Consider the following 24,989-nt stretch of genomic DNA (forward strand, 5'->3'; position numbering starts at 1 on the left):
GGCGACCCTGGAACAGGGAGGCAAAGCGGGCGTTAGGTGCAAAAGGGGGTTCCCGATGCAGCCCGTTCCTGTCCTGACCCTGTCTGCCCTGTCGCTTGCGTTCTGGTCCGGCGGAGCGCTGGCGCAACAGGCAAGTCCCTCGTTCAACTGCCGCTACGCCAGCACCGAGACCGAGATCGCCATCTGCAACAGCCCCGCGCTGGCTGAACTCGAGATGCAGATGTACGGGGGCTATCTGGCGTTGGTGGAGCGCATCGGCGAACGGCAGGCGCGCCGCATCGCCGACGATCTGCTCGAACGCCGACAGGCTTGCGGGCCCGATCGCTCCTGCATTGCCCAAAGGCTCCTGGTCACGATGGAGGTCTTCCGACAGCGCGCCGAGCCCGAGCAGCAGCTTGCCGCCGTTGAGCCCCCCGAGCCCGAGCCCGAACCAGTTCCCGAAGTGGCCCCGATCCCGGAGAGCCCAGAGCCGCCGCTCGCCGCTCTTGAGCCCTGGCCGCCCGAGTTGGAATCGCCGACCCCAGAGGTCGCAGCAAGCGAGCCCACGACCGAGGACGATGTCTTGGCCGCCCTTGAGCCTGCGCCCGAGGACCTGGAGCCGAACCTGCCCGCGCTGGAGTTTCCGTCCGAAAACCCTACAGCCGAAGAGGCAGAGGTTCTGGCAGGCGTCGACCCCTTGGCCGAGGACCCGGCGCCAAGCTTGTCTGAACCGGAGTTCCTTTCTCCCGAAAACAGCTTGGTCGAGGACGAGGACGTTTTTGCCTCCATCGACCCCTTGCCCGAGGACTTGGAGCCAAGCTCGCCCGAGCCGGAATTCCTCGCAACCGAGGAGAACTTGGTGGAGAACGAAGACGTCCTGGCTGCTATCGCTCCATCGACCGAGGAGGTGGAGCCCAGCCAACCCGAGCCGGAGTCCGTTCCCCTTGAAGAGAACCTGGTCGAGGATGAAGACGTTCTGGCCGCGCTTGCCCCCTTGCCTGAGGAGGCCGAACCCAGCCAACCCGCCACCGAGCCGCTGGAGCAGGACGTCGAGGTGGCGTCACGAGACGTCGCCTTGCCAGAGGCCGTCATCAAACTCGATGAAACGGACCTAGAGCCGGCCGAGCCCAGCGCGACCCAACCTCCCGAGCCCGAAACCGAAACGGCGGCCATCGCTCCCCCGCTGGTGGAAGCCCAGCCGGAACCGCCTGCCGACGAGCCGTCGCTTGGCGCAGCGATCGAGGGTGCCGAACTGACCTCGGCCGCGCCACCCACGGCCGCCTTCGACACGCCGTTGTCATGGGCTTTCATGGACCTGTCGCGCGGCGATCGGGCAGCCCTTCAGGAGCGGCTTCGGGAGGCCGGCTACTACGAAGGCCAAGGCACCGGCATCTGGGAGCAGGCGACCGTGGACGCGCTGAACGCATTCTTGGCCTCGCCCGAAGGCTTGGGCTTCGACTCCGCCTCGGCCTCCGGAGCCGCGTTGATTCTCGACTATTTGGGGTCGGATGCCTTCGGCCGAAGCGTCTCGGCCGATCCTCTCGACGCAGCCGAGTGGTGATCGCAGCCTACAGCCCGCCCATGGCCCGAATCTGAGCGACGATCTCAGCCACGCCTTTGTCGTGGCGCAGGCTCGTGAACAGGAACGGCCGCTCGCCCCGCATCCGCCTCGCATCCCGGTCCATGACCTCGAGCGAAGCGCCCACATAGGGTGCGAGATCTGTCTTGTTGATGACCAGAAGGTCCGATCGCGTGATGGCCGGGCCACCCTTCCTCGGGATCTCCTCTCCGGCTGCCACGTCGATGACATAGATCGTCAGGTCCGCGAGTTCCGGCGAGAATGTGGCCGACAGGTTGTCTCCGCCAGACTCGATCAGCACAAGGTCGAGGTCCGGGTGCCGCGCCCGAAGTTCGGCTACGGCAGCCAGGTTGATCGAGGCATCCTCGCGGATCGCGGTATGCGGACAACCCCCTGTCTCCACTCCCAACACCCGGTCCTGGGGCAGGATCTGCATGCGCATCAGCGCCTCGGCGTCCTCCTGCGTGTAGATGTCGTTGGTGATCACGGCGAGCGACAGCTCGTCTTTCAGCGCACGGGCGAGAGCGGCGGTCAGCGTGGTCTTGCCCGCGCCGACCGGGCCGCCGATGCCGATCTTGAGGGGTCCATGGGGCGAGGCGTCATGCATGGGTCGGGTCCGTCGTGAGCAAAATAAAGATCAGGATCGTCATCAGGATCGAAAGATCCGGGGCTCCAGCCCCTCGTGACGCATGGAACACAGATCGACGGCCACCGCGCAGGAGCCGATGTCGTCCAAACCCAGCCCGACCGCCTCGGCCCCCACCTCTCCGCATGTGGCCGAAAGCCGGAGGATCACGCCCTGCGCCGCGGTCTGCCCCAGGGGCATGAGCCGCTGGGCGGCCTGCGCCAGCGTCGTCACAAAGCCCTGCAATGCCACCTCGGCCACGGGCCCGGGGGGCAGTCCTGCCAGCCGCGCAGCGCGCCCGAGGACGACCGGAAAGGGCGCATCCGGCAGGCCCCAGCCATGCAGCGCCCGGAGCGTCGCAGAAAAGGCGATGCCCTGCCCCAAGGTCTCGGCCCGCCTTTCGCGCGAGGGGGCGAGCGCCGTCGCCAGTTCGGCCAGAGCTCCAAGTTCCTCGGGTCTGTCCGAACGGTGGGCCACACTGATCAGGATGGCATCGGTCCGTCCCGCGCCATGGCGCAATACGGCGTCGAGCCAGTCCTCCAAGGTTGCGGCATCCCGAACGGTCCCGTCCCGCACCGCCTGTTCCAGCCCATGGCTCCACGCGAAGGCCCCGGTTGGGAAGGCGGGAGACAGCCATCGAACCAAGGTCAGAAGTTGGATGGAGGTCAGGACGGCACGGCCGCCCTCAAGTCTCCCGGTGGGGTCCATGGGAATGCCCGTCGTGTCCCAGATCGCCGATCCCGTGATGGTGGTCAGCCGACGTCCCGTGATCATGTCCCATAACGCGCCCCTCGCCATAAGCGCCGCCTTCGGGGCGGAACGGAGCCGTCACCTCGGTGACCTCCGCGCCCAAGCCGCGCAGCATCCGAGCCATGACCGGATCGGCCAGCACGCGCAGCCGGTCGCCCTGGATCTCGCACGGGGCATGCCGGTTGCCGATATGCCAGGCCAGCCTCGGCAGCTCGCCTTTCGCTTCCAGCAGCGCCTCGGGCTCGGCCTCGATCATGACCAGGCGACCGTCGGCCAGACGGAACGCATCGCCCTCTTCCACCGACAGGGTTGTGGGCAGGTCCACGAGGAAGCCCGGCCCTTCCACCGTCGCGAGCCGCCGGCGACGCAAGGCGCGGGCGTGATGAGACAGGCGGACATGGCCCGCGATCTCGCCGTGGGCGGCGCGGACCACCTCTCGTGCGGTGGGAAGCTCCTCGGCCATGTCAGAACAGGAAGTAGCGTTGCGCCATCGGCAGGCGGTCCAGCGGCTCGCAGGTCAGAAGCTCCCCGTCGGCGCGCACCTCGTAGGTCTCGGGGTTCACCTCGACGTCGGGCAGCGCGTCGTTGAGCTTCAAGTCACGCTTGCCCAGCCCTCGGGTGTTCCTGACCGCCACCGTATCCTTGGCGAGCCCCAGCGTCCGCCCGATGCCAGCGTCATGCGCCACGGCCGACACAAAGGTGACCGCGCTCCGCTCCACGCTGCGGCCATAAGCGCCCCACATGGGCCGGGAATAGACGGGCTGCGGCGTCGGGATCGAGGCGTTGGGATCGCCCATCTGCGCGCTGACGATGGTGCCGCCGATCAGCACCATCTCGGGCTTCACGCCGAAGAAGGCTGGGCTCCAGAGCACGAGGTCGGCGCGCTTGCCCTCCTCGATACTGCCCGTCTCGTGGGCGATTCCGTGCGCGATGGCGGGGTTGATCGTGTACTTCGCCACATAGCGGCGCGCGCGGAAGTTGTCGTTCGCGCCCACCTCCTCGGCCAGCCGCCCGCGCTGCACCTTCATCTTGTGCGCCGTCTGCCAGGTGCGCGTGATAACCTCGCCCACCCGCCCCATCGCCTGAGAGTCCGAGGCGATGATCGAGAACGCCCCCATGTCGTGCAGGATGTCCTCGGCGGCGATGGTCTCGCGCCGGATGCGGCTCTCGGCAAAGGCCACGTCCTCGGGGATCGACTTGTCGAGGTGGTGGCAGACCATGAGCATGTCGAGATGCTCGTCCACCGTGTTCACCGTGAAGGGCCGCGTGGGGTTGGTGGAGGCGGGCAGCACGAACGACTCCCCGCAGATCTTGATGATGTCGGGCGCGTGGCCCCCGCCTGCGCCTTCGGTGTGGAAGGCATGGATCGTGCGGCCACCCAGCGCTCGCACGGTGTCCTCCACGAAGCCGGATTCGTTCAGCGTGTCGGTGTGGATCATCACCTGCACGTCCAGCGCGTCGGCCACGGTCAGGCAGGTGTCGATGGCCTTGGGGGTCGTGCCCCAGTCCTCGTGCAGCTTGAGACAGGCCGCCCCTGCCATCACCTGCTCCTCCAGCGCCGCCGGAAGGCTCGCGTTGCCCTTGCCCGCGAACATCAGGTTCATCGGAAAGGCGTCGGCGGCCATCATCATGCGGCCCAGGTGCCAAGGCCCCGGCGTGCAGGTCGTGGCGAGCGTCCCGTGCGCAGGGCCCGTGCCACCCCCGATCATGGTGGTCAGGCCGGAGTGCAGCGCATCGTCGATCTGCTGGGGACAGATGAAATGGATGTGGCTGTCGATCCCTCCGGCGGTCAGGATGCGCCCTTCGCCGGCGATGGCCTCGGTCCCCGGTCCGACGATGATGTCCACGCCGGGCTGGGTATCCGGGTTGCCCGCTTTGCCGATCTTGTGGATGCGCCCGTCCTTGAGGCCGATGTCCGCCTTATAGATGCCGGTCCAGTCCAGGATCAGCGCGTTGGTGATGACGGTGTCCACCGCCCCCTCGCTCCGCGCCCGCTGCGACTGGCCCATGCCGTCGCGGATGACCTTGCCGCCCCCGAACTTCACCTCCTCGCCGTAGGTGGTCAGGTCCCGCTCCACCTCGATCCAAAGCTCGGTGTCCGCGAGCCGCACCTTGTCGCCCGTCGTGGGCCCGAACATGGCGGCATAGTCGCGGCGGGAGATGATGGCGGGCATGGGAAGGCTCCGGGTAGGGTCGCGCGGCCCACAGAGACCCGCACCGCGAACCTTGTCAAAGGCCCGGACGCGCCAGGGCGGCCGAAACCGCCCTGCCGTTGGCCTGCATGTCACGGACCGCCTGATTTTCAGGCAATCCATGTCTCAGGCCTTGAAGTGTTCGTCCGCCTCGACGCCCAGTGCCGTCACCAGCGCGTTGGTCTGCATCGCCATGGCGATCACCGCCAGAAGCTCCCCGTGCATCTCGGGCGTGAGGCCCTTTGCCCTAGCGGCCGCCGTATGGGAATGGACGCAGTAGCTGCAGCCATTGACCGTCGAGACGGCCACATAGATTAGTTCCTTGGTGAGAGGGTCGAGAGCGCCGGGCGCCATCACCTGCTGCACCCGCTCCCAGACCGAGGCCAGTTGCGCCGGATCATGCGCCAGCGCGCGCCAAAAGTTGTTGACGGTGTCCGTCTGGCGTTTCGCACGGATGTCGTCGAAGACCGCCCGCGCCTCCGGGGCGGCTTCCTCGTCGGACAGGAGCGGGACGGTCCCCATCTCACACCACCGCCATGACCCGGGCCGGTCCGCCGGTGCCGCCGGTGTGCTTGGGCGCGCCGATGAAGACCGTGGCCCCTGCTGCCGGAAGCTGGTCGAGCCCCGCCACGCATTCGATCCCAAAGCGCCCGCCGGGCAGCCATGAGAAATGGACAGCGAAATCCTGTGAGTTGCCGGGATCGAGCGACAGCGTGTCTACCGCGATCGAGGCCACGTTCAGCCCCGCCAGCATGTCCGTCGCCGCCTTGGAGAAGCCCGGGAAGGCCAGCGCGCCATCCGGCGTGCCCCGGAACTCGGGGGTGCCGAGCTTGGCCGCCCAGCCAGAATGCATCGCGACGCAGGCCCCTGCCGGGATGTCGCCGTTGGCGCTGACCCAGGCCTCGATGTCCTCGGGCTCGACGGTAGCGTTGGGATCCTGGGCGGCCTTGGCAGTGATGTCGAGGACGCATAGGGGCGCCATCAGTTGCTGCGGCTCCAGCTCGTCCACGCTGGCCCCGTCGGCGCTGAAGTGGAGCGGCGCATCGATATGTGTCCCGGTGTGTTCGAAGATGGTGAGCTTCCAGAGTTGATAGCCCGACTCCTCGAACTTCACCGCCCATTCCTTGGTGATGCCGGGCACGCCGTCGAAGGTCGGGAAGGTTTCGTCGTAGGCATGGGTGAGATCGACCACGCGGCCCGAGGACTGCGCCAGCGCGGGCCGGGCCGAGATCAGCCCCGACGCGACCGAAGCCGCCCCGAGCGCCGCCGCTCCGGTGAACAGATGCCGCCGCGAGAGCATCCCCTGCTTCACGCGGTCCATCACGCAGGCATGGCACATGATCCGATCTCCTTGGCTTTGATGCACCCCGGCGGGCACCCGCCGCAAAGGAACGGCGTCGGGCGGGCCTGCGTCAATACCCTACGCGGCTCGCGCCTCCAGCCAGGCGAGCAACCCCTCGTGCCCGCCAGTTTCGACGGCCTCGGCCACCCGCCGGCCCACCGCAGCGCCGAACTTGTAGCCGTGACCCGAGCAGGAGGACACGATCAGGCAGCGCCCACGCTCGACGGCGGTGAACCGTTCGTCGGCCGTGAAGGTGTACGCGCAGGTCACCACGCTTTGGACATGGTACTCGTCGAGACGCGCCAGGGGCGGCGCGAAGTGCCGCAGGATGGCCCGTCCTTCGTCGGGCCAAGGCGACCGATTAGCATCGGCATCGGCGCTGGCGACCTTGTGCAGGCCCGTCCCGACCTTCAGGCCGCCACCCCCGGTCGGAGGGATGATGTAGCCATCCGTTCCACCACCGACATCGAGGATCACCGGCGCCGCGCCCCAGGCTGGCCCGAGATCGGCAGGCGGGTCGAGATAGGCCAGCGCCGTCCGGTAGGTCGTCAGGCGTCCCGCAAGGTCGGGAAAAAGCTTCGTGACCCAGGCCCCGGCCGCAACGACGATCCGGTCCGCCCGCAGCCGCTCACCATCGGCCAAGATGACTTCGCCCCGTTCCGCATCGAGAGCGGCCACTCGGACGCCTTCGCGCACGATGGCGCCGCGGCGTTGCAACCAGACCGCAAGGCCAGCCGCGATGCGACGGCAGTGCAGCGCCCCACCTTCGGGGGACACGAAAGCATAGCGGAACGTCCCCGGCTCCAGGAACGGCCACCGCGCGGCGGCCTCCTCCGGTCCGAGCAGGTCGAATGGCCAGCCACCCTCCTCCAAGCCCTCGCGGTAGTCCTCGGCCTCATCGCCGGGTTCGCGGGACAGGCACATGAACCCGCGATGATCGTGATGGACGGCTTCCAGATCGGCCCATACCTCGTCCCAGGCGTCGTAGGCTTCGGTGATCAGCCGACCATATCCGTTCCCGCGGCCATAAGCTCGACGGATGATGCGATGGTGGTCACCCGAGGCCCCGAGCGGATTGGGCACGGTTCCCTGCTCCAGAAGGGTGACGCGGTGGCCACGCTTTACCAGCGCCCAAGCCGAGGACAGCCCGGCGATGCCTCCGCCAACAACGATCACATCCATGACGGGCCCTCTCCGACTTCAGGAGTGCCGCGGCATCCGAGGCTTTGTGAGGCGCGTTACGTTGGCCCGGGTGCGACGGCCGATCGGGCGGATCGCCGCCTGGGCGATCTCGTCCGGCGACTTCCCGGCCAGGACCGCCGCGCCGGCTGCGATGGCGGCCTCCGCGAAAGCCGGACCCTTCTCGGCTAACATGGTGTGGTTCTCGCGCGCATGGGCCGGCAGGACGCCTGCCATGCCCAGCATGCGGATGGCGATCACGGTCTGGGCCTGGGCCATCATCGTCCAGAAAGCGAGGGTGGACTTCCAAGGCTGGTACGGGTTCATTCCGGGTTCCCTTTCTGTTGGACGGTCATGCTGCGCGGCCGGGTGCCGTCGCGGTTCAGCTTCCCTGCCGCGGCCGGCCCTTCTGGGAGGCCGCGGCAGACCGGCGAGCGGCACGGGGTGGCTTGGGCACCACCTCGGCGATGGCAGCGTCCAGTGGCGATGGCACAGGGGTTGCGGTCTCGGCGGCGATCAGCGGCCGCAGCGCAGCCTCCACGAGATCGTCGCCATGAGACTCGGCCTGGGGCTCGGCCAGGATGGCAAGGGGCATCGGACTGACGGCATCCTCTAGGGCCGGTGTGTTCTTCTCCGGGACGGCGACGAGCACGGTCTCGGGTTCCGGGACCGCGGCGGGGGCCCCGTCGGCAGGCTCCACTAGGGTTGCATAGGGCACGGCCTCTGCCGCCTCGTCCACCTCGGGGGCAAAAGCAGGCACCGGCTCGGCGTCGTGTGTCACCACCGACTGAGGAACAACGGTCAGCTGCCTTGGCGGAACCGTGGGCCGGGCGACGGGCACCAAGGCCCGCGAGGCTGCGGGCCGGGCGCGGGGAGGCGCCATGAGGCGCATGGCCAGCACGGCGGGGGCACGGGCCATCGTGGACCAGAAGACAAAGGCGGATTGCCAGGTTCGGTAAGCGTTCATCGCGTCACTCCGGATATCGAGCAAAAAGCCAAAGCATCTCGGTCCGCTGCTCCGTCAGCCGCTGCAGACAGCCGAACTGCTCCATCGGATAGGCCGCCCCCCCTGTCAGGGGAAACGCCTGCGCCTTGCAGGCGGGATCACGGTAGGCGACCCAGGCGCGCTGCGCCTCGCGCAGGGTGTCCTCGGCAGCAGGTGTGGACGAGGTCGCGTCGTAGTCGCGCGCCTTGGCCACGGCCGCGGCATAGGCGTCGTTCAGATCGCGGTCCGCCGCCTGCCACCCCTCATAGGCGCATTCGTTGAGGTCGGCTTGGGTCACAGCCTCGCTGCAATCTGCCGCCTGCGCGAGCGCCGGCCCGGCGGCAGCCGCCATCAAGAGGAGGACTAGCCTCACAAGGGGCCCCCGACCTGACCGTTGAACCCGTGCACGACCCGCTCCCCCCCAAAAGGAATGAGAGACACCTCGCGCCGCTGTCCCGGTTCGAAGCGGACGGCCGTGCCGGCGGCGATGTCGAGCCTGTGCCCGCGCGCAGCCTGGCGGTCGAATTCCAGCGCCGCGTTCGTTTCGGCAAAGTGGTAGTGCGACCCCACCTGCACGGGGCGGTCCCCGGTGTTGGCCACCATCAGGGTAATCGCCTCGCGTCCTGCATTCAGGGTCAGGTCGCCTTCGACGGTGACGATTTCGCCCGGGATCATGGGGGCCACTCCTCAGCGGATCGGGTTGTGGACGGTCACGAGCTTCGTGCCGTCGGGAAAGGTCGCCTCGACCTGGACCTCGTGGATCATCTCGGCCACGCCATCCATGACCTGGCCGCGCGTGACGACCTGCGCCCCGGCCTCCATCATGTCGGCCACGGAACGTCCGTCCCGCGCGCCCTCGACCACCGCATCGGTGATGAGCGCGATGGCCTCGGGGTGGTTGAGCTTGACGCCGCGGGCCAGGCGCTTGCGCGCCACCTCGGCGGCCATGGAGATCAGGAGCTTGTCCTTCTCGCGGGGGGTGAGTTGCATCAGAGTGTCCAGACTTTGGGAAGGGCCGCGCCCGTGAGCCGAGTGATGAGCGGAACCAGCATCCGCCGCAAGACGAAGCCGTCCGGGGCCAAGAGCCGCAGGAACAGGACACCATCCTCGATCAGGCTCGCGCCGCCGCTGCCCGGCAAAAGGGCACGCACCGAAGCGAGGTGACTCGCGGCGCCGGGTCCGACGAGCAGGACCGAGGCCATGGCCCGCGCACCACCTCCGACCGCCGCTCGGTCGAGCGCCCGGCCCATGTCCCCCTGAAGATGCAGCGCGTCGGCGAACACGAGCCGGCCAGCCCGCCGCACCTCCCAGCGGTCGCGGAACGAGCCTTCGCGGACCTGTTCGCCCCTGGCAAGGCGGCCGAAGATCAAGGGCTCCACCAGCAGAGCGGTCGCTGACGGTGCGAGGTCTACCAAGAGCCGCCGGTTCAGCCGTGCGCCGTCGTAAAGGATCGTCTCCTGCGGGAGCCAGTCGATCCGGGCCCCCTCATCGGCGACAAGCCGGCTCTCGACCAAGGCTGGCGGGTCGCCCGCCGCGCGGTAGGCCCGCTCCGCGGCTTGCGTGGTGAGCCGCAGGCGCGCGCCTGTCCCGGCCCGCGCCTCCAGCCGCATCCGGTCGCCGCTGGTCAGGCCGCCGGCCGTGATCAGGGTTACGACGTCCAGCACCGGGCCGGACGGACGCGGGAACAGCGCCTTGAGCGAGCCCTGCTGCCGGAGATGGGCCAGACGCGTCGGGCCGTCTACAGCTTGCACCGACAGCAGCACCTCCCCCTGCGCGCGGGGCGGCGGGGCGGTCGGGCGCGGCAGGGTCAGGCTATCGGAGACATTCATGGCCCGATCATGCCGCAACTGCATCCCTCATGCGAGTGCTGCATTGCAGCACGGACCGTTTCGGCGGCGGCCCGCCCGCAACCCAGCCACACTAGGCGGCGAGATCCGGTGCCGGCAGAACCTGCACGCCGTTGATCTTCCAGCCCTCGGGAAGCTCGATCATCTCGTAGTCTAGAATCCAGGCTCGCCCCTGCGGATCCTCGATCATGACCTTCTGGCGCAGCGCCCCCGCCTCCTCGCGCAGCTCAAAGAAGCGCGCGTCCGAGTTGTCCCAGACCATGGGATACCCGTTCTCTACCATGGTCCCGAATGTCTCGGGCGTGCCGAACATCCCTTGGATCGTCGGGCTGGCGTGCTCCCAAGCGCCCGGCACGTCGCGGGCGTTGAAGTCGGCAAGCTGGTCCGAGATTACTGCCTCGATCGCGGTCGAGTCACCTGCATCCTGCGCCACGGCCGCAAGAGGCATGGCCACGAGGGCAAGGGTCAGCAACTGGCGCATGGGTGGGTCCTCCCAGTGGGTGTCATGGACATGACACGCGGGACAGGGCCCCTAAGTTTCAACGGAAGCAAAGGAAGGAGCGTTTCATGGGTTATGCGATCACCGCAGACGACGACGGCGTCGAGGCCGCGCTTCGTCGCATCGCGCGGGAGGAAGCGGACGGAGCCCTGAAGCAGGTGCGGGCCGAAGGGGATCTGGGCCCACGGGTCCACGAAATGCGCAAGACCGTGAAGAAGTTGCGCGGTCTGCTCCGCCTCGTTCGACCGGTGTTCGCCGATGCGGCAGCCGAGAATGCCGTCCTGCGCGATGCTGGACGTGGCCTCTCGGCCCTGCGCGATGCCGCGGTGCAGCTCTCGACCGCCGAGCGGCTGAGCGCAAGCCTGCCCGACGACCGTCGGGAGGCGCTCCTTGCGCCGTTCCGCGCGGCGGCCACGCATCACGACGCCCGGGCCGAGGCCGAGATGCTTCCGCCGTTCGCGGATGCCATGATGTCCCTGCTGGGCCGGGCCGAGCGCTGGCGCCTGCGCCGCGAGGACTGGCGCGCGCTGGAGCCCGGCCTTGCCGCGACCTGGACCGGCGCCCGCCGCGCGATGAAGCATGCGCGCCGAAACACCGACCCCGAGGCGCTTCACGAATGGCGCAAGCGCGTCAAGGACCACTGGTATCAGGCGCGCCTGCTGCGGCCAATCTGGCCCGAGATGATGGACCCCCACATCAAGGCGGCCGACCAACTGGGCGAGCTTCTGGGGCAGGTCAACGACCTTGCCGTCTTTCGCGAGCGGCTGGAGTCGGCCGGGCTCGGGCACGCCCTGTTGTCCGAGGCGCAGGACCTTGCAACGGTCCGCCATGCCGAACTGATGGCTGAGATCGTCCCCCTTGGACGCCGCCTCCTGGCCGGGCGGGCCGAGGCGCTCACCGACCGCTGGGGGATGTGGTGGCGCCTGCGGCGGGCGGACTAGGCCGCCAGCCGCTCCTCGATCAGCCGGATCGTCTCATCCACGCCGTAGAGCGCGATGAAGCCGCCGAACCGGGGCCCTTCGGTTGCGCCCAGCAGCACCTCGTAGAGGCCCTTGAACCAGTCCCGCAGCGGCTGGAACCCGTGCTCGTTCCCGACCGCATAGACGATGGTCTGGAGCTCCTCGGGATCGTGCGATCCCTCATGCGAGCGTAGACGCCGGGCCAGATCCTCCATCGCCGCCCGCTCAGCCTCCGATGGCGCACGGAACTGGCGGGTGGGCTTCACGTGATTCTGGAAGTACCGCACGGCGTGACCCGCCGCGGCGTCGAGCCCCGGATGGGTTTCGGGCGAGGCCTCGGGGGCGTAGCGGCGCAAATACTTCCAGAGCGTTTCCTTCTCCTCTGCTCCGGCGACGGAGGCGAGGTTGAGAAGCATGGCGAAGGGAACCACCATGTCCGACGCGGGCGGCTGTCCCCCGTGGATGTGCCAGACCGCGTTGTTCAGCTGCTGCTCCGGCGTCTGCGTGGGGAAGCCGCGGACCGACTGGTGGTATTCGTCCACGTTCCGGGGGATGACGTCCCAGTGCATCCGCTTTGCCGTCTTGGGCTTCTGGTACATGAAGTACGACAGGCTCTCGGTTGCCGCATAGGCCAGCCACTCGTCGATGGTCAGCCCATTCCCCTTGGACTTGGAGATCTTGCCCCCCTCCTCGTCGAGGAACAGCTCGTAGACCATGTGGTTTGGCGCGCGGCCACCCAGCACCTCGCAGATCCCGTCGTAGATCGGCGTGTTGGTGGAATGGTCCTTGCCGTACATCTCGAAGTCCACGCCCAGCGCCGCCCAGCGCGCGCCGAAGTCGGGCTTCCACTGCAGCTTCACATGCCCGCCCGTGACCGGCAGCGTCCAGTCGCGCCCCGTGCCGTCGTCGAAGGTGACCGTGCCGTCGGTGGCGTTGACCTCCTTGAGCGGTACGTAGAGCACCCGGCCCGTCTCCGGGTGGATCGGCAGGAAGCAGGAATAGGTCTGCTGCCGCTCCTCCCGTAGGGACTTCAGCATGATCGCCATGATGGCGTCATAGCGCTCGGCCGCCATCCGCAGCGTGTCGTCGAACTGCCCCGACCGGTAGAACTCCGTGGCCGACACGAACTCGTACTCGAAGCCGAACGTGTCCAGAAACCGCCGCAGCATGGCGTTGTTGTGGTGCCCGAAGCTTTCGTACTCCCCGAACGGGTCCGGCACAGTGGTCAGCGGCTGCTGGAGGTGCTCCCGCAGCATTTCGGGGTTGGGCACGTTCTCGGGCACCTTGCGCATCCCGTCGAGATCGTCCGAGAACACCACAAGCCGCGTGGGGATGTCCGAGATGACCTCGAAGGCACGGCGGATCATGGTGGTCCGCAGCACCTCCCCGAAGGTGCCGATATGGGGCAGACCCGAGGGGCCGTAACCCGTCTCGAACAGGACGTGATCCTTGGCAGGCCCGGCCTCCACCCGTTTCAGGAGCGCGCGGGCCTCTTCGAAGGGCCAAGCCTTCGACACCATCGCCGCCTCGCGAAGGGATGCCATGTTCGCGCCTCCTGATATGGACCGGGGGCCTCCCTATTGCGGGGTCCCGCCCCCGTCAATAAAGCTGGCGGCGATCCATGAAAGGCCGACCATGCCCGAGAACACCATCCTTTCCCCCCAGGACGCGCTCGTGGCGATCATGCTCGCGGTTTCGGTGGCGGACGAGTCGATCCGCACGGCCGAGCTCGTGCAGATCAGCAACCTCGTGGAGAACCTTCCCGTCTTCGCAAACTACGATCAGGCCAAGCTGTCCGCGATGGGGCCGATGATGCTGCGGTTGCTGGACCAGGACGATGGCCTCGACCGCCTGTTCGAACTGACACGCCGCTACTTGCCCGAGCGTCTGTGGGAGACGGCCTACGCGCTGGCCTGCGACGTCGCCGCCGCCGACGGCCGCATCACCGACACCGAGAGCCGGATGTTGGAGGAGATCCGCGAGGAACTGGCCATAGACCGGCTCCATGCCGCAGCCATCGAGCGGGGCGCACGGGCGCGGTTCCAGCGGATGTGAGGCGGACCTCGGTCTGAGCAGCTGCCCCGAGGGACCCGGGCCAGCCAGGACGTCGAGAGTCCACCCGAAAAGCACCTAGCCAAAACCCCGACCGGGCCATTGGCTCCTATGAGCTCGCATCCGTCAATCATCGGCGGAGGTCATGACGACAACGATCTGGGCTGAATGCGCCCACGAGTCATCAGGGCACCGCATCGGACTGACTGCGCCTTTGCGACGGTCCGGCCCTACCCCAGGCCGGATTCTGACCAACGGGCGCCCCGACGCTTCCATGGCCCTACGGTCCCCTTAGACCGTCATCAGGCCCCAACGCTGGAGCAGGCCTTGCTGCAGTCGGCGCGACCGGGCCAGGAAGCTGCGGCTGCCTTCCGGGATCTCGTCTTCGTCGTCCGCGGCCTCGGCCCTGGATTCGAGGTCGGCCGAGAAGATGGCGAAGGCGAGGTCCGACCCCGCCATCGTCCGTTCGTAACCTGCCAAAGCCGACACGAAGTTCAGGGTGCCCGTCTTGGCCCGGACCAAGCCCGGGGGCATGGCCAGCGCGGATCCGCCCGCATCGCTCAGCTCGATGGTCTTGAGCAGCGGACGCAGCCGGGCCATCACCCCGCGCGACGCCAGCGCGACCGCCATCTCCTGCGCCGTCACGCGACTGGCGCCTCCCAGGCCGGAATGATCGACAAGGTCCAGGCGCGCTCCGGTCGCTTCGCGCAGCCACCGGGTCATGGCATCGGCGGACTCGGCCAAGGTCGCGGGGGACAGGCCTCGCGACCGGCTCGCCGTCAGGCCCAGGACCTCGGCGGTCAGGTTGGTGGAATGAAGCAGCATGTCCCGCAGGATGTCCTCCAGCGGGGCGCTTTCGATCCGGGCGATCTCGGTCGCGCCCTCGGGCAGCGCCACGATCTCGGATGGTGGCGGCAGGACAAGGCCCTGCTCGTTCGCGAGCCCGATGAACGCCTGCCCTGCATAGAGCGCCGGGCTGCGCACCGGCAGCCAGCGCGAACCCGCATCGCCAAGCTGCCCCCGCGCCACCGTCCAGAGATCGACCGGTCCGGCCTGAGAGTAGGTGTAAACGGGACGGCTCCGGGTCTCCACCCGCATCTGGGCGATGGTCACGTCGGGACGATGCTTGTCGCCCAAGGCCTCCATTCGGATTCGGTAATCCTGGCCAGCCCGCTCCCATTCGAAATACACGCGGTTGAAATTAAGGTTCAGCCCCGAGACGGCGGGATTGTATCCAAGATGAGGCAGTTGGTCCGCCGAGATCTCGCGCAACTGCGGCAGCGCCCCGCCCCAAACCCTGAAGCCGCCCACCTCCCGAACTCCGGCAGCGGCCAGCTGAAACGCCAGCCCGGCCAGTTGGTCGGTGGAAAGCACCGGGTCCCCGCCCCCGGCTAGGATGAGATCCCCTTCGATCCGCCCGTCCGTCACCGGCCCTGTGGCCAGGAGTCGCGTGCCGAACTGGTGCTCCGGTCCCAGCGCATCGAGGGCGTAGAGCGCGGTCAGCGACTTGGCGACGGAGGCTGGAGGAAGCGGTCGATGCGAGTCGTGACTCGTGATCAGGGTGCCTGTCGCGACATCGACCAAAGCCACAGAGACCTGTCCATCAAGTCCGGCGTCGCGGATGAGGTCCGCCATCTCGGTCCGGGCGATGGGGCGGATGTCGGACGGGTCGTCGAGCGGGGCAGGAGCGCCGGTTGACCTTAGCAGGGGACGTGGCGCGGTGGTGGGCGCCTCGGCCCAGGCGAGGCCCGCGAAGGCCGAGACGCCCCCGGCCAGCAGCCCGCGCCGCGTGATCCTGCCTTGTCCTTCCATGCCCCGCCTCCGTGTCGCGCCGGGCGGACGTTAGCCTAGGACCGGGGCGACGCAAGGTCTCCGGTGTGCATGGCGTTCAAGGCTTCGGGATGGCCGCGGCATCTCGGGTCCAGCCGCCCTTGGCCCGAATATCCGAGGAGGAGAGCGGGATCAGTGGCAGGTTCAGCATGACCCAGGCCGGCGACGCGCGCCGGGGGAGCAGGCGCGCGTCGCGCTCGTTGAGCTGCGCCCGCCGAAAGGCGCGGGCCGCCGGTGCGAAGCGTGCAGGCAGCCGCGCGCCGGGGCGGGCCAGCACGGCCACAGGCACCCGGGCCATGATCCGGCGCCAGTCCCGCCACCGGTGGAATTGGGCGAGGTTGTCCGACCCCATGAGCCAGATGAACCGGACCCCCGGATACAGCGCCTGCAACCCGTCCAGCGTCTCGGCCGTGAAGCGGGTGCCCAGGCGGGACTCGAGGTCGGTGACCTTGATGCGGGGGTCGCGCAGCAACGCCCGCGCCGCCGTGATCCGACGGGACAGGGGCGCGGGTCCTTCACGCTTGAGTGGGTTCCCTGGGCTCACCAGCCACCATACCCAGTCGAGGCCGAGCCTCCTGATCGCTTCTTCGGTGATCCGGACATGGCCTTTATGCGGAGGATCGAACGACCCGCCGAGCAGACCCACGACCTGCCCTCGCCCGGCGACGGGCGCGCCTGGCCCCATCAGGGCACGAAGCGCATGAAGGCGAAGCGCCGGCTGTCGGGGGCCCAGCAGGGCACGTTGATCGTTCCCTGCCCGCCGAACAGCGTCACGACCTCCCGGCTGTCCCCGCCCGTCGCGGGCAGAATCCGCAGCGCGACGTCGAGGTTCGCGGGATGCCCCCGCGTGCCGGGCGGATAGGCGAGGAACAGGACCTGCGTCCCATCCGGCGACGGGTGGGGGAACCAGTCCACCGTGTCTCCGTCCGTCATCCGCTCGCGCGCCGACCCATCGGGCCGGATGCGCCACAGGTCCACCCGTCCATCCGCCTCGCCGTTGAACCAGATCCAGCGTCCGTCCGGCGTATAGTCTGGCCCGTCGATGTGGTCGAAGTCCTCGGCCACGCAGACCTCGTCCGACCCGTCCACCCTGCAGGTGTAAAGCGACACCGGCCCGGCGGCCCGGCGCACGGCGGCATAGGCGAGACGCTCGCCGTCGGGGGACCAGCCATGCCACCAAGACGGCACCTGCTCGGTCACGCGCACTGGTTCTCCGCCCTCGACGGGCAGCACATAGATGCAGGACTTGCCCGTCTCGGACTTGCCCGAGATCGCCAGAGTCCGACCGTCCGGCGACAGGCCGTGGTCGTTGTTCAACCCCATCACCCGGCCCGTCGGCACCTCCTCCAGGGCAGGCGTCTCGAGCGGCACGCGAAAAAGCCGACCGTCGCCGTTCACGAGGAGATAGCCGTCGGGGTGCCAGTTCGGCGCCTCGATGATGCCGTCGTGGACCAGCAGGACCGTGGTCTCGCCGGTCCCCAGGTCGTGGATGCACAACTCGCTCTGCATATCAGGCCTGCGGCCAGTAGCCGAAGCGGGCAAAGCGCGCCTCACGACCCTGCCCCGTCAGGTCCATGGCGACCATGCCGACGAAGGCTCCGGTGAAGGAGGCGTGCTCCCCTTGTCCGCCTTCGTCCGAGATCACCGCAGCATTGAGTTCGGGGCCGAGCGGCTGCCATTCCCCGCCCTGCCGCCAAAGGAACTGCTGAATATGCGCGTTCACCTCGACTCGCAACTCCACCGCGCCCGGACCGACGGGGACAGGCGCGGCCGGATAGGACAGGCGCCCGCCCGGCCAGTCGCCGGGGCAGGACAGGATCGTCAGGGCCGGGCCCCCGTTCTCCTGCGTCAGCACCGCCGCGTGGAACTTGTGCCGGTTGTAGTAGGTCACGAGCCCCGCGGCCTGCTGATAGTGTTGCGGATCGAAGGTCAGGGCCGTCTCGGCGGCATAGACATGATGCTCCTGCCGCCGGGCCACGAGGGCCTGCTCGAACCAGCTTCCGATCGACTCCCGCCCGATCAGGACCAGCGCATCGGGCTCGCAGCGGAAGATTCGTTCGGCGTGCGGCGTGCGGAGCCACTGGAAATCCGACGGCAGCGTCGCCCAGGAGTCATGGATCGACGGCGCGGGCGGCATGGGCTGAGCCTCCACCGGCGAGGGCACCTCGATACGCGGGACGGTCCCACCTTCGGCAAGCCAAAGCCATCCGTCGCGCCAGACGACCTCCTCCAGCCCCGTCTCGCGGCCCAGGGGGCAGTAGGTCTTCCCATCAGGCCCAAGAATCGGACGACCCATCAGGAAGGAGTGGTAATGCCGGCCCCAATGCGTCTCCACGTACTGGCCGTGCCCGGACCGCTGGATCGGGCCGTCGCTGCCCTTGGCGGTGATGACGTGCTTCTGCGGGTGCGTCTCATAGGGGCCGCGGATGTCGCGCGAGCGGGCCAGTGTGACGGCGTGATCGTAACCCGTGCCCCCCTCGGCGGTGGTCAGGTAGTACCAGCCCTCCCGCCGGAACAGGTGCGGCGCCTCGGTCAGGCCCCGGTCCGTTCCGGCATAGATGTTGGTGACCTCGCCGGTCAGTCCCGCCTCGGGCGACCATTCCTGCAGAAGGATGCCGTCGAAGCGGTCATTGGCCGGGTTGCAACCCGAGCCCGGCCCCCGGTGGTTCCACTGCATGTTGACGAACCACTTGCGACCGTCGGCGTCATGGAACAGCGACGGGTCGAAGCCGGAGGAGTTGACGTACCAGGGGTCCGACCATTCCCCGTCCACCGTCTCGCAGGTGGTGATGTAGTTATGCGCGTCCTTGAAGGACCCGTCGAGCCGCTTGACGTCGGTGTAGACGAGCCAGAACCGACCGCCGTCATGGCTGAGGCTGGGGGCCCAGATGCCGCAGGAATCCGGGTTCCCCCTCATGTCGAGAAGGCTGGCCCGGTTCAACGGCCGGGCCACCAGCCGCCAGTTCACGAGGTCCCGCGAATGGTGGATCTGGACGCCCGGATACCATTCAAAGGTGGAGGTCGCGAGGTAGTAGTCCTCGCCCACGCGGCAGAAGGACGGGTCCGGGTTGAAGCCCGGCAGGACGGGATTGCGGATCATGGCAGTTACATCACCGTCTCGGAGGACCGGGCCCAGAGGTTGATGTCCTCCTCGCGGGCGAAGCGGTCGATCTCGGCGAGATCCTCGGCCGAGAACTCTAGGTTCTCGACCGCCTTGGCGCAATCCTCGACCTGGCCAGGCCGCGAGGCGCCGATCAGCGCCGAGGTGATCCCGCCATCCCGCAGCACCCAAGCCAGTGCCATCTGGGCCAGCGTCTGCCCACGCCGTTGCGCGATGGCGTCGAGGTTGCGCAGGTTCTCGATGGCGCCGGGCGACAGCATCTTGGGATCGAGGCTCTTGGATTGGGCGGCGCGGCTGTCCTGCGGCACGCCGTTCAGGTACTTGGCCGTCAGCATTCCCTGCGCGAGCGGCGTGAAGGCGATGGAGCCCACGCCCAGGTCCTTGAGCGTGTCCTTGAGGCCGTCCTTCTCCACCCAGCGGTTCAGCATGTTGTAGGAGGGCTGGTGTATGACCAGCGGGGTGCCCAGGTCCTTAAGAATGGCGTAAGCTTGTCGCGTCCGTTCGGAGTTGTAGCTGCTGACACCGACATACAGCGCCTTGCCCGAGCGTACGATCTGGTCGAGCGCGCCCATAGTCTCCTCGAGCGGCGTGTCCGGATCGAGCCTGTGGGAATAGAAGATGTCCACGTAGTCGAGCCCCATCCGCTTGAGCGACTGGTCGCAGGACGCGATGAGGTACTTCCGGCTGCCCCACTCTCCGTAGGGGCCGTTCCACATGTGGTAGCCAGCCTTGGACGAGATGATCAGCTCGTCCCGGAGGCCATGGAAGTCGGACTTCAGGATCTCTCCGAAGGCTTCCTCGGCGCTGCCGGCGGGCGGGCCGTAATTGTTGGCCAGGTCGAAATGGGTGATCCCGTAATCGAAGGCCGTTTGCAGGATCTCGCGCTTGGTCTGATGAGGCGTGTCATGGCCGAAGTTGTGCCAAAGCCCCAGCGAGATGGCGGGCAGCTTTAGCCCCGTCCGGCCGCAGCGGTTGTAGACCATGCGGGAATAGCGATCCTCGCGCGGGTGATAGGTCATGGAAAGGTTCTCCTCACGTCGGCGCGATGTGGCCATAACCCCCGGTCGCCGTCCAGCCCTGGATGGAACGGCCTATTCGGCCACGAGCGGGGTGACCCGCACCTCGCCAGCGGAGAGGGTCGGGGGAGAGTCCTCCCGCGCCTCGGCCTGGGTCCGGAACGGCGCGCTTTCCAGCGCCGGGCCGGTCGTGGCCTTCTGCGGCGCCTCGTCCTGCTTGGTCGAGGGGTCGCCGGACAGGAAGCTGCCCAGGATCTGCAGGCTTTCCACGTTGTCGCAGACCGCCTTGACCACGACGAGGAACGGCACCGCTAGGATCGCGCCCGGCACGCCCCAGAGCCAGGTCCAGAACGCCACCATGATCAGTTGGGACACTTGGTTCAGTTCAAGCCGGCGGCCCACCACCACAGGCGTCACGACCTGGCTTTCCAGCGCCGACAGGGCAATCACCGCCAAGGGCGGAAGGGCAGCGGTCCAGAGACTGTCATAGGTGATGAGGGCGACGGCCGCGACCAGCGCCACGGTCACGATGTTGCCCACGAAGGGAATGTAGTTGAGCAGGAACCCCAGGATGCCCCAAAGCGGCGCCATCGGCATTCCCAAGAGCCACATCGATACACCGATGGTGAGCCCCAGCAGCAGGTTGATGAGCGTGATGCTGCCCAGATACCGCGAGATCTGTCGCTCCACGTCGCGGATGATCGTCAGCGCCTTCTTCTTGTCCTTGAGGCGGGGGGCCGCCTCCACGATCCGGCGGTGATAGAAATCGCCAGAGGCCAGCAGGAAGGCCGTCAGGATCAGCGCGGCCCCGACAGCGCCACCAGCCGAAGCAAGGCTTGAAGCCACATAGGATACCACTCCCCCGTTGCCGCTGTCCTCCTCGACCACGGCCACGACCTGCGTGTTGGCCACGCCGTCGCCATCGGCATCGATCATCTGACCGGCCTCCGGCCCGCCGCCGGTCACCGCACCGGCCTGCTCGGTGATGTCCCGCCAGCGGTCCAGCACGCCCGACAGACGGTCCTGGATCTGATCGGCCATGCGCGGGGCGTCGGCGACCATCGTCTGGACCGGCCCGGACAGGAAATAGCCGCCAAGGAACAGCCCGGCGGCCAGGATCACCATCAGCGATATGGAAGTGATGCCAGGCGGGATCTTCAGCCGCTCGCCCCAGCGGACGACCGGCAGCAGGGTCAGCGTTAGCACGACGGCCAGCACGATGGGCAACAGCACGTCCCGCGCGAAGTACACGGCTGTGAACAGACCCATGAGGAACGTGAGCATGAGGTATCGCCGGATGCGGCGCAGCTCGACGTTGCTGTCCTCCGCGACCTCGAGCTGCTGCTCGTCGATATCCTCCTCGACCACCTGGGTCTGGGTTTCAGCCATGATTGCGCGCGCTCCCTGAATTCCCGTGTGAACCCGTGGACCGGGCGACAGGTTCCGGTGGATGCGCTGCGGCGCCGCGCCGGTTGTCGCGGGCCGGGGCCTTGGATATGGAGGGGACAAATCCCGAACGCTCCAGCCCGCAGGAACCGCAGAATGGCTAGCTATCAGTATGTCTACCACATGGACCAGGTGTCCAAGACCTATCCGGGTGGCAAGAAGGTCTTCGAGAACATCCGCCTCAACTTCCTGCCGGGCGTCAAGATCGGCGTCGTGGGCGTCAACGGGTCGGGGAAATCCACGTTGCTCCGGCTCATGGCCGGCCTCGACAAGGACTTCCAAGGCGAAGCCTGGGCCGCCGAGGGTGCCCGCATCGGCTACCTGCCGCAGGAGCCCTGGCTCAACGACCAGCTGAACGTTCGCGGCAACGTGATGGAAGGGGTCCGGGCCAAGCAGGCCATCCTCGACCGCTACAACGAACTTGCCATGGAGTACTCCGACGAGACCGCGGACGAGATGGCCGCCCTTCAGGACCAGATCGACGCGCAGAACCTTTGGGATCTCGACGCGCAGGTGGACATCGCCATGGAGGCGCTGCGCTGCCCGCCGGACGATGCCAACGTGGTCGACCTTTCCGGGGGTGAGCGCCGCCGCGTGGCGCTGTGCAAGCTCCTGCTTGAAGCGCCCGACATGCTCCTCCTCGACGAGCCCACGAACCACCTCGACGCCGAGACGATCGCCTGGCTCCAGAACCACCTGATCGAGTACAAGGGCACGATCCTCTGCGTGACCCACGACCGCTACTTCCTCGACGACATCACGTCTTGGATCCTCGAGCTCGACCGTGGTCGCGGCGTCCCCTACGAGGGCAACTATTCGGCCTGGCTTGAACAGAAGGCCAAGCGCCTCCTCCAGGAGGCCCGCGAGGACAAGGCTAAGCAGAAAACCCTCGAGCGTGAACTCGAATGGATCCGCCAGGGTGCCAAGGCCCGTCAGGCCAAGCAGAAGGCACGGATCAACAAATACAACGAAATGGCCAACATCTCGGAGCGAGAGCGCATCGGCACGGCCCAGATCATCATCCCGAACGGCCCACGCTTGGGCGGCAAGGTGATCGAGGTCGAAGGCCTCAAGAAGCACATGGGCGACAAGCTCCTGATCGAGGATCTGTCCTTCTCGATCCCGCCGGGCGCCATCGTCGGCGTGATCGGCCCCAACGGCGCGGGCAAGACGACGCTGTTCCGCATGCTGACCGGGCAGGAGCAGCCGGATCAGGGGGAGGTCAGCTTCGGCGATACCGTCAAGCTCGCCTATGTCGACCAGTCCCGCGACTCGCTCAATCCCGAGCACAACGTCTGGGAGGAAATCTCGGGCGGGGCCGAGATCATCGCGCTGGGCGACGCCACGGTGAACAGCCGCGTCTACTGCGGGGCCTTCAACTTCAAGGGCACTGACCAGCAGAAGAAAGTGGGCCTGCTGTCCGGGGGCGAGCGCAACCGCGTCCACATGGCGAAGCTCCTGAAATCCGGCGGCAACGTCCTCCTCCTCGACGAACCGACCAACGACCTCGACGTGGAAACCCTGCGTGCCCTGGAGGATGCGCTGACGGACTTCGCGGGCTGCGCCGTGGTGATCTCGCACGACCGCTTCTTCCTCGACCGGATCTGCACGCATATCCTGGCCTTCGAGGGCGACGCCCATGTGGAGTGGTTCCAAGGCGACTTCACCGCCTACGAGGAGGACAAGAAGCGTCGCCTCGGGCCGGACGCTGTGGAGCCGAAGCGGGTGAAGTTCAAGAAGTTCGTCCGCTAGGTTCATCGACTGGAGCGGGGCTCGGTCGCGCCGGCTCCCGCTCCGCCCGGCCGGGGTGCCTGCCATGACCGACGCGCCCCTTCTTGCCTGTCCGGCCGAGATCGCCCGCCGCCGGGCCATGCTGCAGGAGCCCGCTTTCGCGCCGTTGGCGGCTTATGCTGCCGGCTTGCGGGCCATCCTGCCCGGCCTTGTGCCGGACATGGACCCCTTTGACGGCGGTCCGGCAGCATGGGTGCTGTTGCTACTCGAAAAGCCGGGGCCGCAGGCCGCCCGAACCGGGTTCGTGTCGCGGGACAACCCAAGCCCCACCTCGGCGGCCATCCGAATGTTTCTGAAGGAGGCGGGCCTACTACGAGGGGACACCCTGCTCTGGAACACCGTGCCCGCCTGGAACGGCACGATCCGCGTGACGGGCGCGGAGGTGGCCGACGGCATGAGGCATCTTGCCACGCTCTGGCCGCTGCTGCCTCGGCTCGACACGGTTGTGCTCGTGGGGGCTCGCGCCCGGAGAGCGGCGGGCCTTGTCCCTTCGGGCTTGCGCGTGCTGCGGTCGGATCATCCCTCGCCCCAAGTCCGGGCGGCCTTTCCGGCCCGATGGTCCGCGATTTCCGCAGCTTGGAGCGAGGCCGCTCATGCCCCGACGCCGTCCCGGCCTCGCCATGATTAGGACATAGTTAACGGCCAAATCGCTAATGCAAATCGACCGGCAGAAAGCCGGCGGCAAGGGGCAGGCAAGAACGGCGGACCGCAGTGCCAGCACGCGGTCCGCCCAGTTTCCCGGGAACGTGACGCTTGATTTTCTGTTTCCAGAGCAGCATAAACGTGACCGCGACGTTACCTAAATCGACCACTGTCTCCGTCACGGCCCAGGGCATCGATCAGCACTGACGAGCCGGTCCGCTGCATCCTGCGAGCGGAAACTTTCGAATGGAGACCACGATGGCCACTGGCACCGTGAAATGGTTCAATACCACCAAGGGTTATGGCTTCATCGCACCCGATGGCGGCAAGAAGGACGTTTTCGTCCACATCTCCGCTGTCGAGCGTTCGGGCCTGACCGGGCTCAAGGACAATCAGAAGGTTACCTTCGACATCGAGAACGGCCGTGACGGCCGCGAGTCGGCCATCAACCTGCAACTGGCCTGAGTCCGCGATGGGCGGGCGCTCATGACGCGACCCGCCGCAGCCGCCGCGATCCTGGCGCTGGCAGTTCTGACTGCCTGCGCCGCTCCGCCCCCCCTGCCCGATTTGCCTATGGGCCCTGAGGAAACTGGCGGCAAACCCGTTGGACGAGTGCTCGCCACCGGACCCTTTCCGGGGTCGCGCGGCATTCCGGTTGCAGAGTCCACGCCGTCCGGCACCGAACGGGCCTTTGTCACGGCAATCCTGACCGACCTTCAGCACCGATCCTTTGCCCAGAACCGGGAGTTCTGCGGCTATATCGGACTGTCCCGCTCCGGCGATTGGATGACAACTCCCGTGACCGCTGGCAACGAGGCGTCCTGCCCGTTGCCCCGCGTGCCCCCTGGCATGCGCCTTGTCGCATCGTTCCACACCCACAGCACCTACAGCCCTTATTATGCGTCCGAATGGCCGACCACGCAGGACGTGGCCACCGATGCGCTGGACAATATCGACGGCTACATCGCGACGCCGGGCGGACGATTGTGGTACGTGGACACCGACACCCTGACCGTGCGGCAGTTGTGCGGACGGGGCTGCCTGCCGCAGGACCCCAACTATGTCGCGGACGACGATGGGCCCCTGCGCCGCATCATGACCGTCGAGGACCTGATGGCTTGGGAGGGATCGGTCGAAGGGCCGATGTTCTAAGCC

General features: G+C 67.6%; 28 protein-coding genes. 7 read left to right on the forward strand and 21 right to left on the reverse strand.

Annotated elements, in window-relative coordinates; genetic code table 11:
* Nucleotides 1-55 precede the first annotated feature (55 nt).
* The gene (locus tag FHG66_RS12515) at nucleotides 56-1,540 is read left to right on the forward strand and encodes a hypothetical protein (RefSeq protein WP_139077254.1); all 1,485 of its coding nucleotides are present in this window, start codon (nucleotides 56-58) and stop codon (nucleotides 1,538-1,540) included.
* A gap of 7 nt (nucleotides 1,541-1,547) precedes the next feature.
* Here FHG66_RS12515 and ureG read toward each other — a convergent pair whose 3' ends face one another.
* The 14 genes from ureG to FHG66_RS12585 all read right to left on the reverse strand — a co-directional run bounded on the left by ureG (nucleotide 1,548) and on the right by FHG66_RS12585 (nucleotide 10,959).
* Nucleotides 1,548-2,165 carry an urease accessory protein UreG gene (gene ureG / locus FHG66_RS12520; protein WP_139077256.1) on the reverse strand — a complete coding sequence of 206 codons (618 nt, stop codon included), beginning with the start codon at nucleotides 2,163-2,165 and terminating at the stop codon, nucleotides 1,548-1,550.
* Between the two features lie 42 nt (nucleotides 2,166-2,207).
* Nucleotides 2,208-2,891 carry an urease accessory protein UreF gene (locus FHG66_RS12525; protein ID WP_139077258.1) on the reverse strand — a complete coding sequence of 228 codons (684 nt, stop codon included), beginning with the start codon at nucleotides 2,889-2,891 and terminating at the stop codon, nucleotides 2,208-2,210.
* Nucleotides 2,869-3,396, reverse strand: coding sequence for an urease accessory protein UreE (locus FHG66_RS12530; protein ID WP_139077260.1), 528 nt, complete (start codon nucleotides 3,394-3,396; stop codon nucleotides 2,869-2,871). The genes FHG66_RS12525 and FHG66_RS12530 overlap by 23 nt, the downstream gene beginning before the upstream one ends.
* A gap of 1 nt (nucleotide 3,397) precedes the next feature.
* Nucleotides 3,398-5,107, reverse strand: a complete 1,710-nt coding sequence (gene ureC, locus FHG66_RS12535) for an urease subunit alpha (RefSeq protein WP_139077262.1) — start codon at nucleotides 5,105-5,107, stop codon at nucleotides 3,398-3,400.
* Between the two features lie 144 nt (nucleotides 5,108-5,251).
* Complete coding sequence (locus FHG66_RS12540) at nucleotides 5,252-5,647, reverse strand: carboxymuconolactone decarboxylase family protein (protein ID WP_139077264.1); 396 nt, start codon at nucleotides 5,645-5,647, stop codon at nucleotides 5,252-5,254.
* Between the two features lies 1 nt (nucleotide 5,648).
* Nucleotides 5,649-6,464, reverse strand: coding sequence for a cyclase family protein (locus FHG66_RS12545; RefSeq protein WP_139077266.1), 816 nt, complete (start codon nucleotides 6,462-6,464; stop codon nucleotides 5,649-5,651).
* A gap of 81 nt (nucleotides 6,465-6,545) precedes the next feature.
* Complete coding sequence (locus tag FHG66_RS12550; protein ID WP_139077268.1) at nucleotides 6,546-7,649, reverse strand: NAD(P)/FAD-dependent oxidoreductase; 1,104 nt, start codon at nucleotides 7,647-7,649, stop codon at nucleotides 6,546-6,548.
* An 18-nt stretch (nucleotides 7,650-7,667) separates the two neighbouring features.
* Nucleotides 7,668-7,973: an antifreeze protein gene (locus FHG66_RS12555; protein WP_139077270.1), complete on the reverse strand. Its 306-nt coding sequence runs from the start codon at nucleotides 7,971-7,973 to the stop codon at nucleotides 7,668-7,670.
* Between the two features lie 55 nt (nucleotides 7,974-8,028).
* Complete coding sequence (locus FHG66_RS12560) at nucleotides 8,029-8,613, reverse strand: hypothetical protein (RefSeq protein WP_139077272.1); 585 nt, start codon at nucleotides 8,611-8,613, stop codon at nucleotides 8,029-8,031.
* A 4-nt stretch (nucleotides 8,614-8,617) separates the two neighbouring features.
* Nucleotides 8,618-9,004: a lysozyme inhibitor LprI family protein gene (locus tag FHG66_RS12565; protein WP_139077274.1), complete on the reverse strand. Its 387-nt coding sequence runs from the start codon at nucleotides 9,002-9,004 to the stop codon at nucleotides 8,618-8,620.
* The gene (locus FHG66_RS12570; RefSeq protein WP_139077276.1) at nucleotides 9,001-9,306 is read right to left on the reverse strand and encodes an urease subunit beta; all 306 of its coding nucleotides are present in this window, start codon (nucleotides 9,304-9,306) and stop codon (nucleotides 9,001-9,003) included. The genes FHG66_RS12565 and FHG66_RS12570 overlap by 4 nt, the downstream gene beginning before the upstream one ends.
* Nucleotides 9,307-9,318: 12 nt before the next feature.
* Nucleotides 9,319-9,621, reverse strand: coding sequence for an urease subunit gamma (locus tag FHG66_RS12575; protein WP_139077277.1), 303 nt, complete (start codon nucleotides 9,619-9,621; stop codon nucleotides 9,319-9,321).
* Nucleotides 9,621-10,460, reverse strand: a complete 840-nt coding sequence (locus FHG66_RS12580) for an urease accessory protein UreD (protein ID WP_139077279.1) — start codon at nucleotides 10,458-10,460, stop codon at nucleotides 9,621-9,623. Before FHG66_RS12580 ends, FHG66_RS12575 begins: the two co-directional genes overlap by 1 nt.
* 91 nt (nucleotides 10,461-10,551) lie before the next feature.
* Nucleotides 10,552-10,959 (reverse strand): DUF4864 domain-containing protein, encoded by a 408-nt coding sequence (locus tag FHG66_RS12585; protein WP_139077281.1) that lies wholly within the window; start codon nucleotides 10,957-10,959, stop codon nucleotides 10,552-10,554.
* 86 nt (nucleotides 10,960-11,045) lie between these two features.
* On the opposite strand from FHG66_RS12585, the gene FHG66_RS12590 reads away from it, so the two are divergent.
* On the forward strand, nucleotides 11,046-11,918 hold the full coding sequence (locus tag FHG66_RS12590) for a CHAD domain-containing protein (RefSeq protein WP_139077283.1): 873 nt from the start codon (nucleotides 11,046-11,048) through the stop codon (nucleotides 11,916-11,918).
* Here the strand turns inward: FHG66_RS12590 and FHG66_RS12595 are convergent.
* A complete protein-coding gene (locus FHG66_RS12595; protein ID WP_139077285.1) occupies nucleotides 11,915-13,480 on the reverse strand; it encodes a lysine--tRNA ligase in 1,566 nt (521 codons plus the stop codon). The two genes, FHG66_RS12590 and FHG66_RS12595, sit on opposite strands and share 4 nt — an antisense overlap.
* Nucleotides 13,481-13,571: 91 nt before the next feature.
* Between FHG66_RS12595 and FHG66_RS12600 the strand changes: the two genes are divergently transcribed.
* Nucleotides 13,572-13,991 carry a tellurite resistance TerB family protein gene (locus FHG66_RS12600; RefSeq protein ID WP_139077287.1) on the forward strand — a complete coding sequence of 140 codons (420 nt, stop codon included), beginning with the start codon at nucleotides 13,572-13,574 and terminating at the stop codon, nucleotides 13,989-13,991.
* A 288-nt stretch (nucleotides 13,992-14,279) separates the two neighbouring features.
* Here the strand turns inward: FHG66_RS12600 and dacB are convergent, their stop codons facing one another.
* From dacB to FHG66_RS12630, 6 genes are all read right to left on the reverse strand, one after another.
* Nucleotides 14,280-15,800, reverse strand: a complete 1,521-nt coding sequence (gene dacB, locus FHG66_RS12605; RefSeq protein WP_139077289.1) for a D-alanyl-D-alanine carboxypeptidase/D-alanyl-D-alanine endopeptidase — start codon at nucleotides 15,798-15,800, stop codon at nucleotides 14,280-14,282.
* Between the two features lie 76 nt (nucleotides 15,801-15,876).
* Nucleotides 15,877-16,503 carry a nicotinate-nucleotide adenylyltransferase gene (locus tag FHG66_RS12610; protein WP_139077291.1) on the reverse strand — a complete coding sequence of 209 codons (627 nt, stop codon included), beginning with the start codon at nucleotides 16,501-16,503 and terminating at the stop codon, nucleotides 15,877-15,879.
* Entirely contained in the window at nucleotides 16,503-17,327 is an 825-nt protein-coding gene (locus tag FHG66_RS12615; RefSeq protein ID WP_139077293.1) for a TolB family protein, read from the reverse strand. Before FHG66_RS12615 ends, FHG66_RS12610 begins: the two co-directional genes overlap by 1 nt.
* Before the next feature lies 1 nt (nucleotide 17,328).
* The gene (locus FHG66_RS12620; protein ID WP_139077295.1) at nucleotides 17,329-18,918 is read right to left on the reverse strand and encodes a glycoside hydrolase family 43 protein; all 1,590 of its coding nucleotides are present in this window, start codon (nucleotides 18,916-18,918) and stop codon (nucleotides 17,329-17,331) included.
* 5 nt (nucleotides 18,919-18,923) lie between these two features.
* Complete coding sequence (mgrA, locus tag FHG66_RS12625) at nucleotides 18,924-19,958, reverse strand: L-glyceraldehyde 3-phosphate reductase (protein ID WP_139077298.1); 1,035 nt, start codon at nucleotides 19,956-19,958, stop codon at nucleotides 18,924-18,926.
* A gap of 72 nt (nucleotides 19,959-20,030) precedes the next feature.
* Nucleotides 20,031-21,344 (reverse strand): AI-2E family transporter, encoded by a 1,314-nt coding sequence (locus tag FHG66_RS12630; RefSeq protein WP_246082581.1) that lies wholly within the window; start codon nucleotides 21,342-21,344, stop codon nucleotides 20,031-20,033.
* Between the two features lie 153 nt (nucleotides 21,345-21,497).
* Here FHG66_RS12630 and ettA point away from each other — a divergent pair, with 153 nt between their 5' ends.
* The 4 genes from ettA (at nucleotide 21,498) to FHG66_RS12650 (ending at nucleotide 24,986) form a co-directional block, all read left to right on the forward strand.
* Nucleotides 21,498-23,153, forward strand: a complete 1,656-nt coding sequence (gene ettA / locus FHG66_RS12635) for an energy-dependent translational throttle protein EttA (RefSeq protein WP_139077300.1) — start codon at nucleotides 21,498-21,500, stop codon at nucleotides 23,151-23,153.
* Nucleotides 23,154-23,217: 64 nt separating this feature from the next.
* A complete protein-coding gene (locus tag FHG66_RS12640; RefSeq protein WP_139077302.1) occupies nucleotides 23,218-23,820 on the forward strand; it encodes a uracil-DNA glycosylase in 603 nt (200 codons plus the stop codon).
* Between the two features lie 272 nt (nucleotides 23,821-24,092).
* On the forward strand, nucleotides 24,093-24,299 hold the full coding sequence (locus tag FHG66_RS12645) for a cold-shock protein (RefSeq protein WP_139077304.1): 207 nt from the start codon (nucleotides 24,093-24,095) through the stop codon (nucleotides 24,297-24,299).
* A 21-nt stretch (nucleotides 24,300-24,320) separates the two neighbouring features.
* A complete protein-coding gene (locus tag FHG66_RS12650; RefSeq protein ID WP_139077306.1) occupies nucleotides 24,321-24,986 on the forward strand; it encodes a DUF4329 domain-containing protein in 666 nt (221 codons plus the stop codon).
* Nucleotides 24,987-24,989 lie beyond the last annotated feature (3 nt).

This window comes from Rubellimicrobium rubrum (genome assembly GCF_006152115.1).
GTDB classification, from domain to species: domain Bacteria; phylum Pseudomonadota; class Alphaproteobacteria; order Rhodobacterales; family Rhodobacteraceae; genus Rubellimicrobium; species Rubellimicrobium rubrum.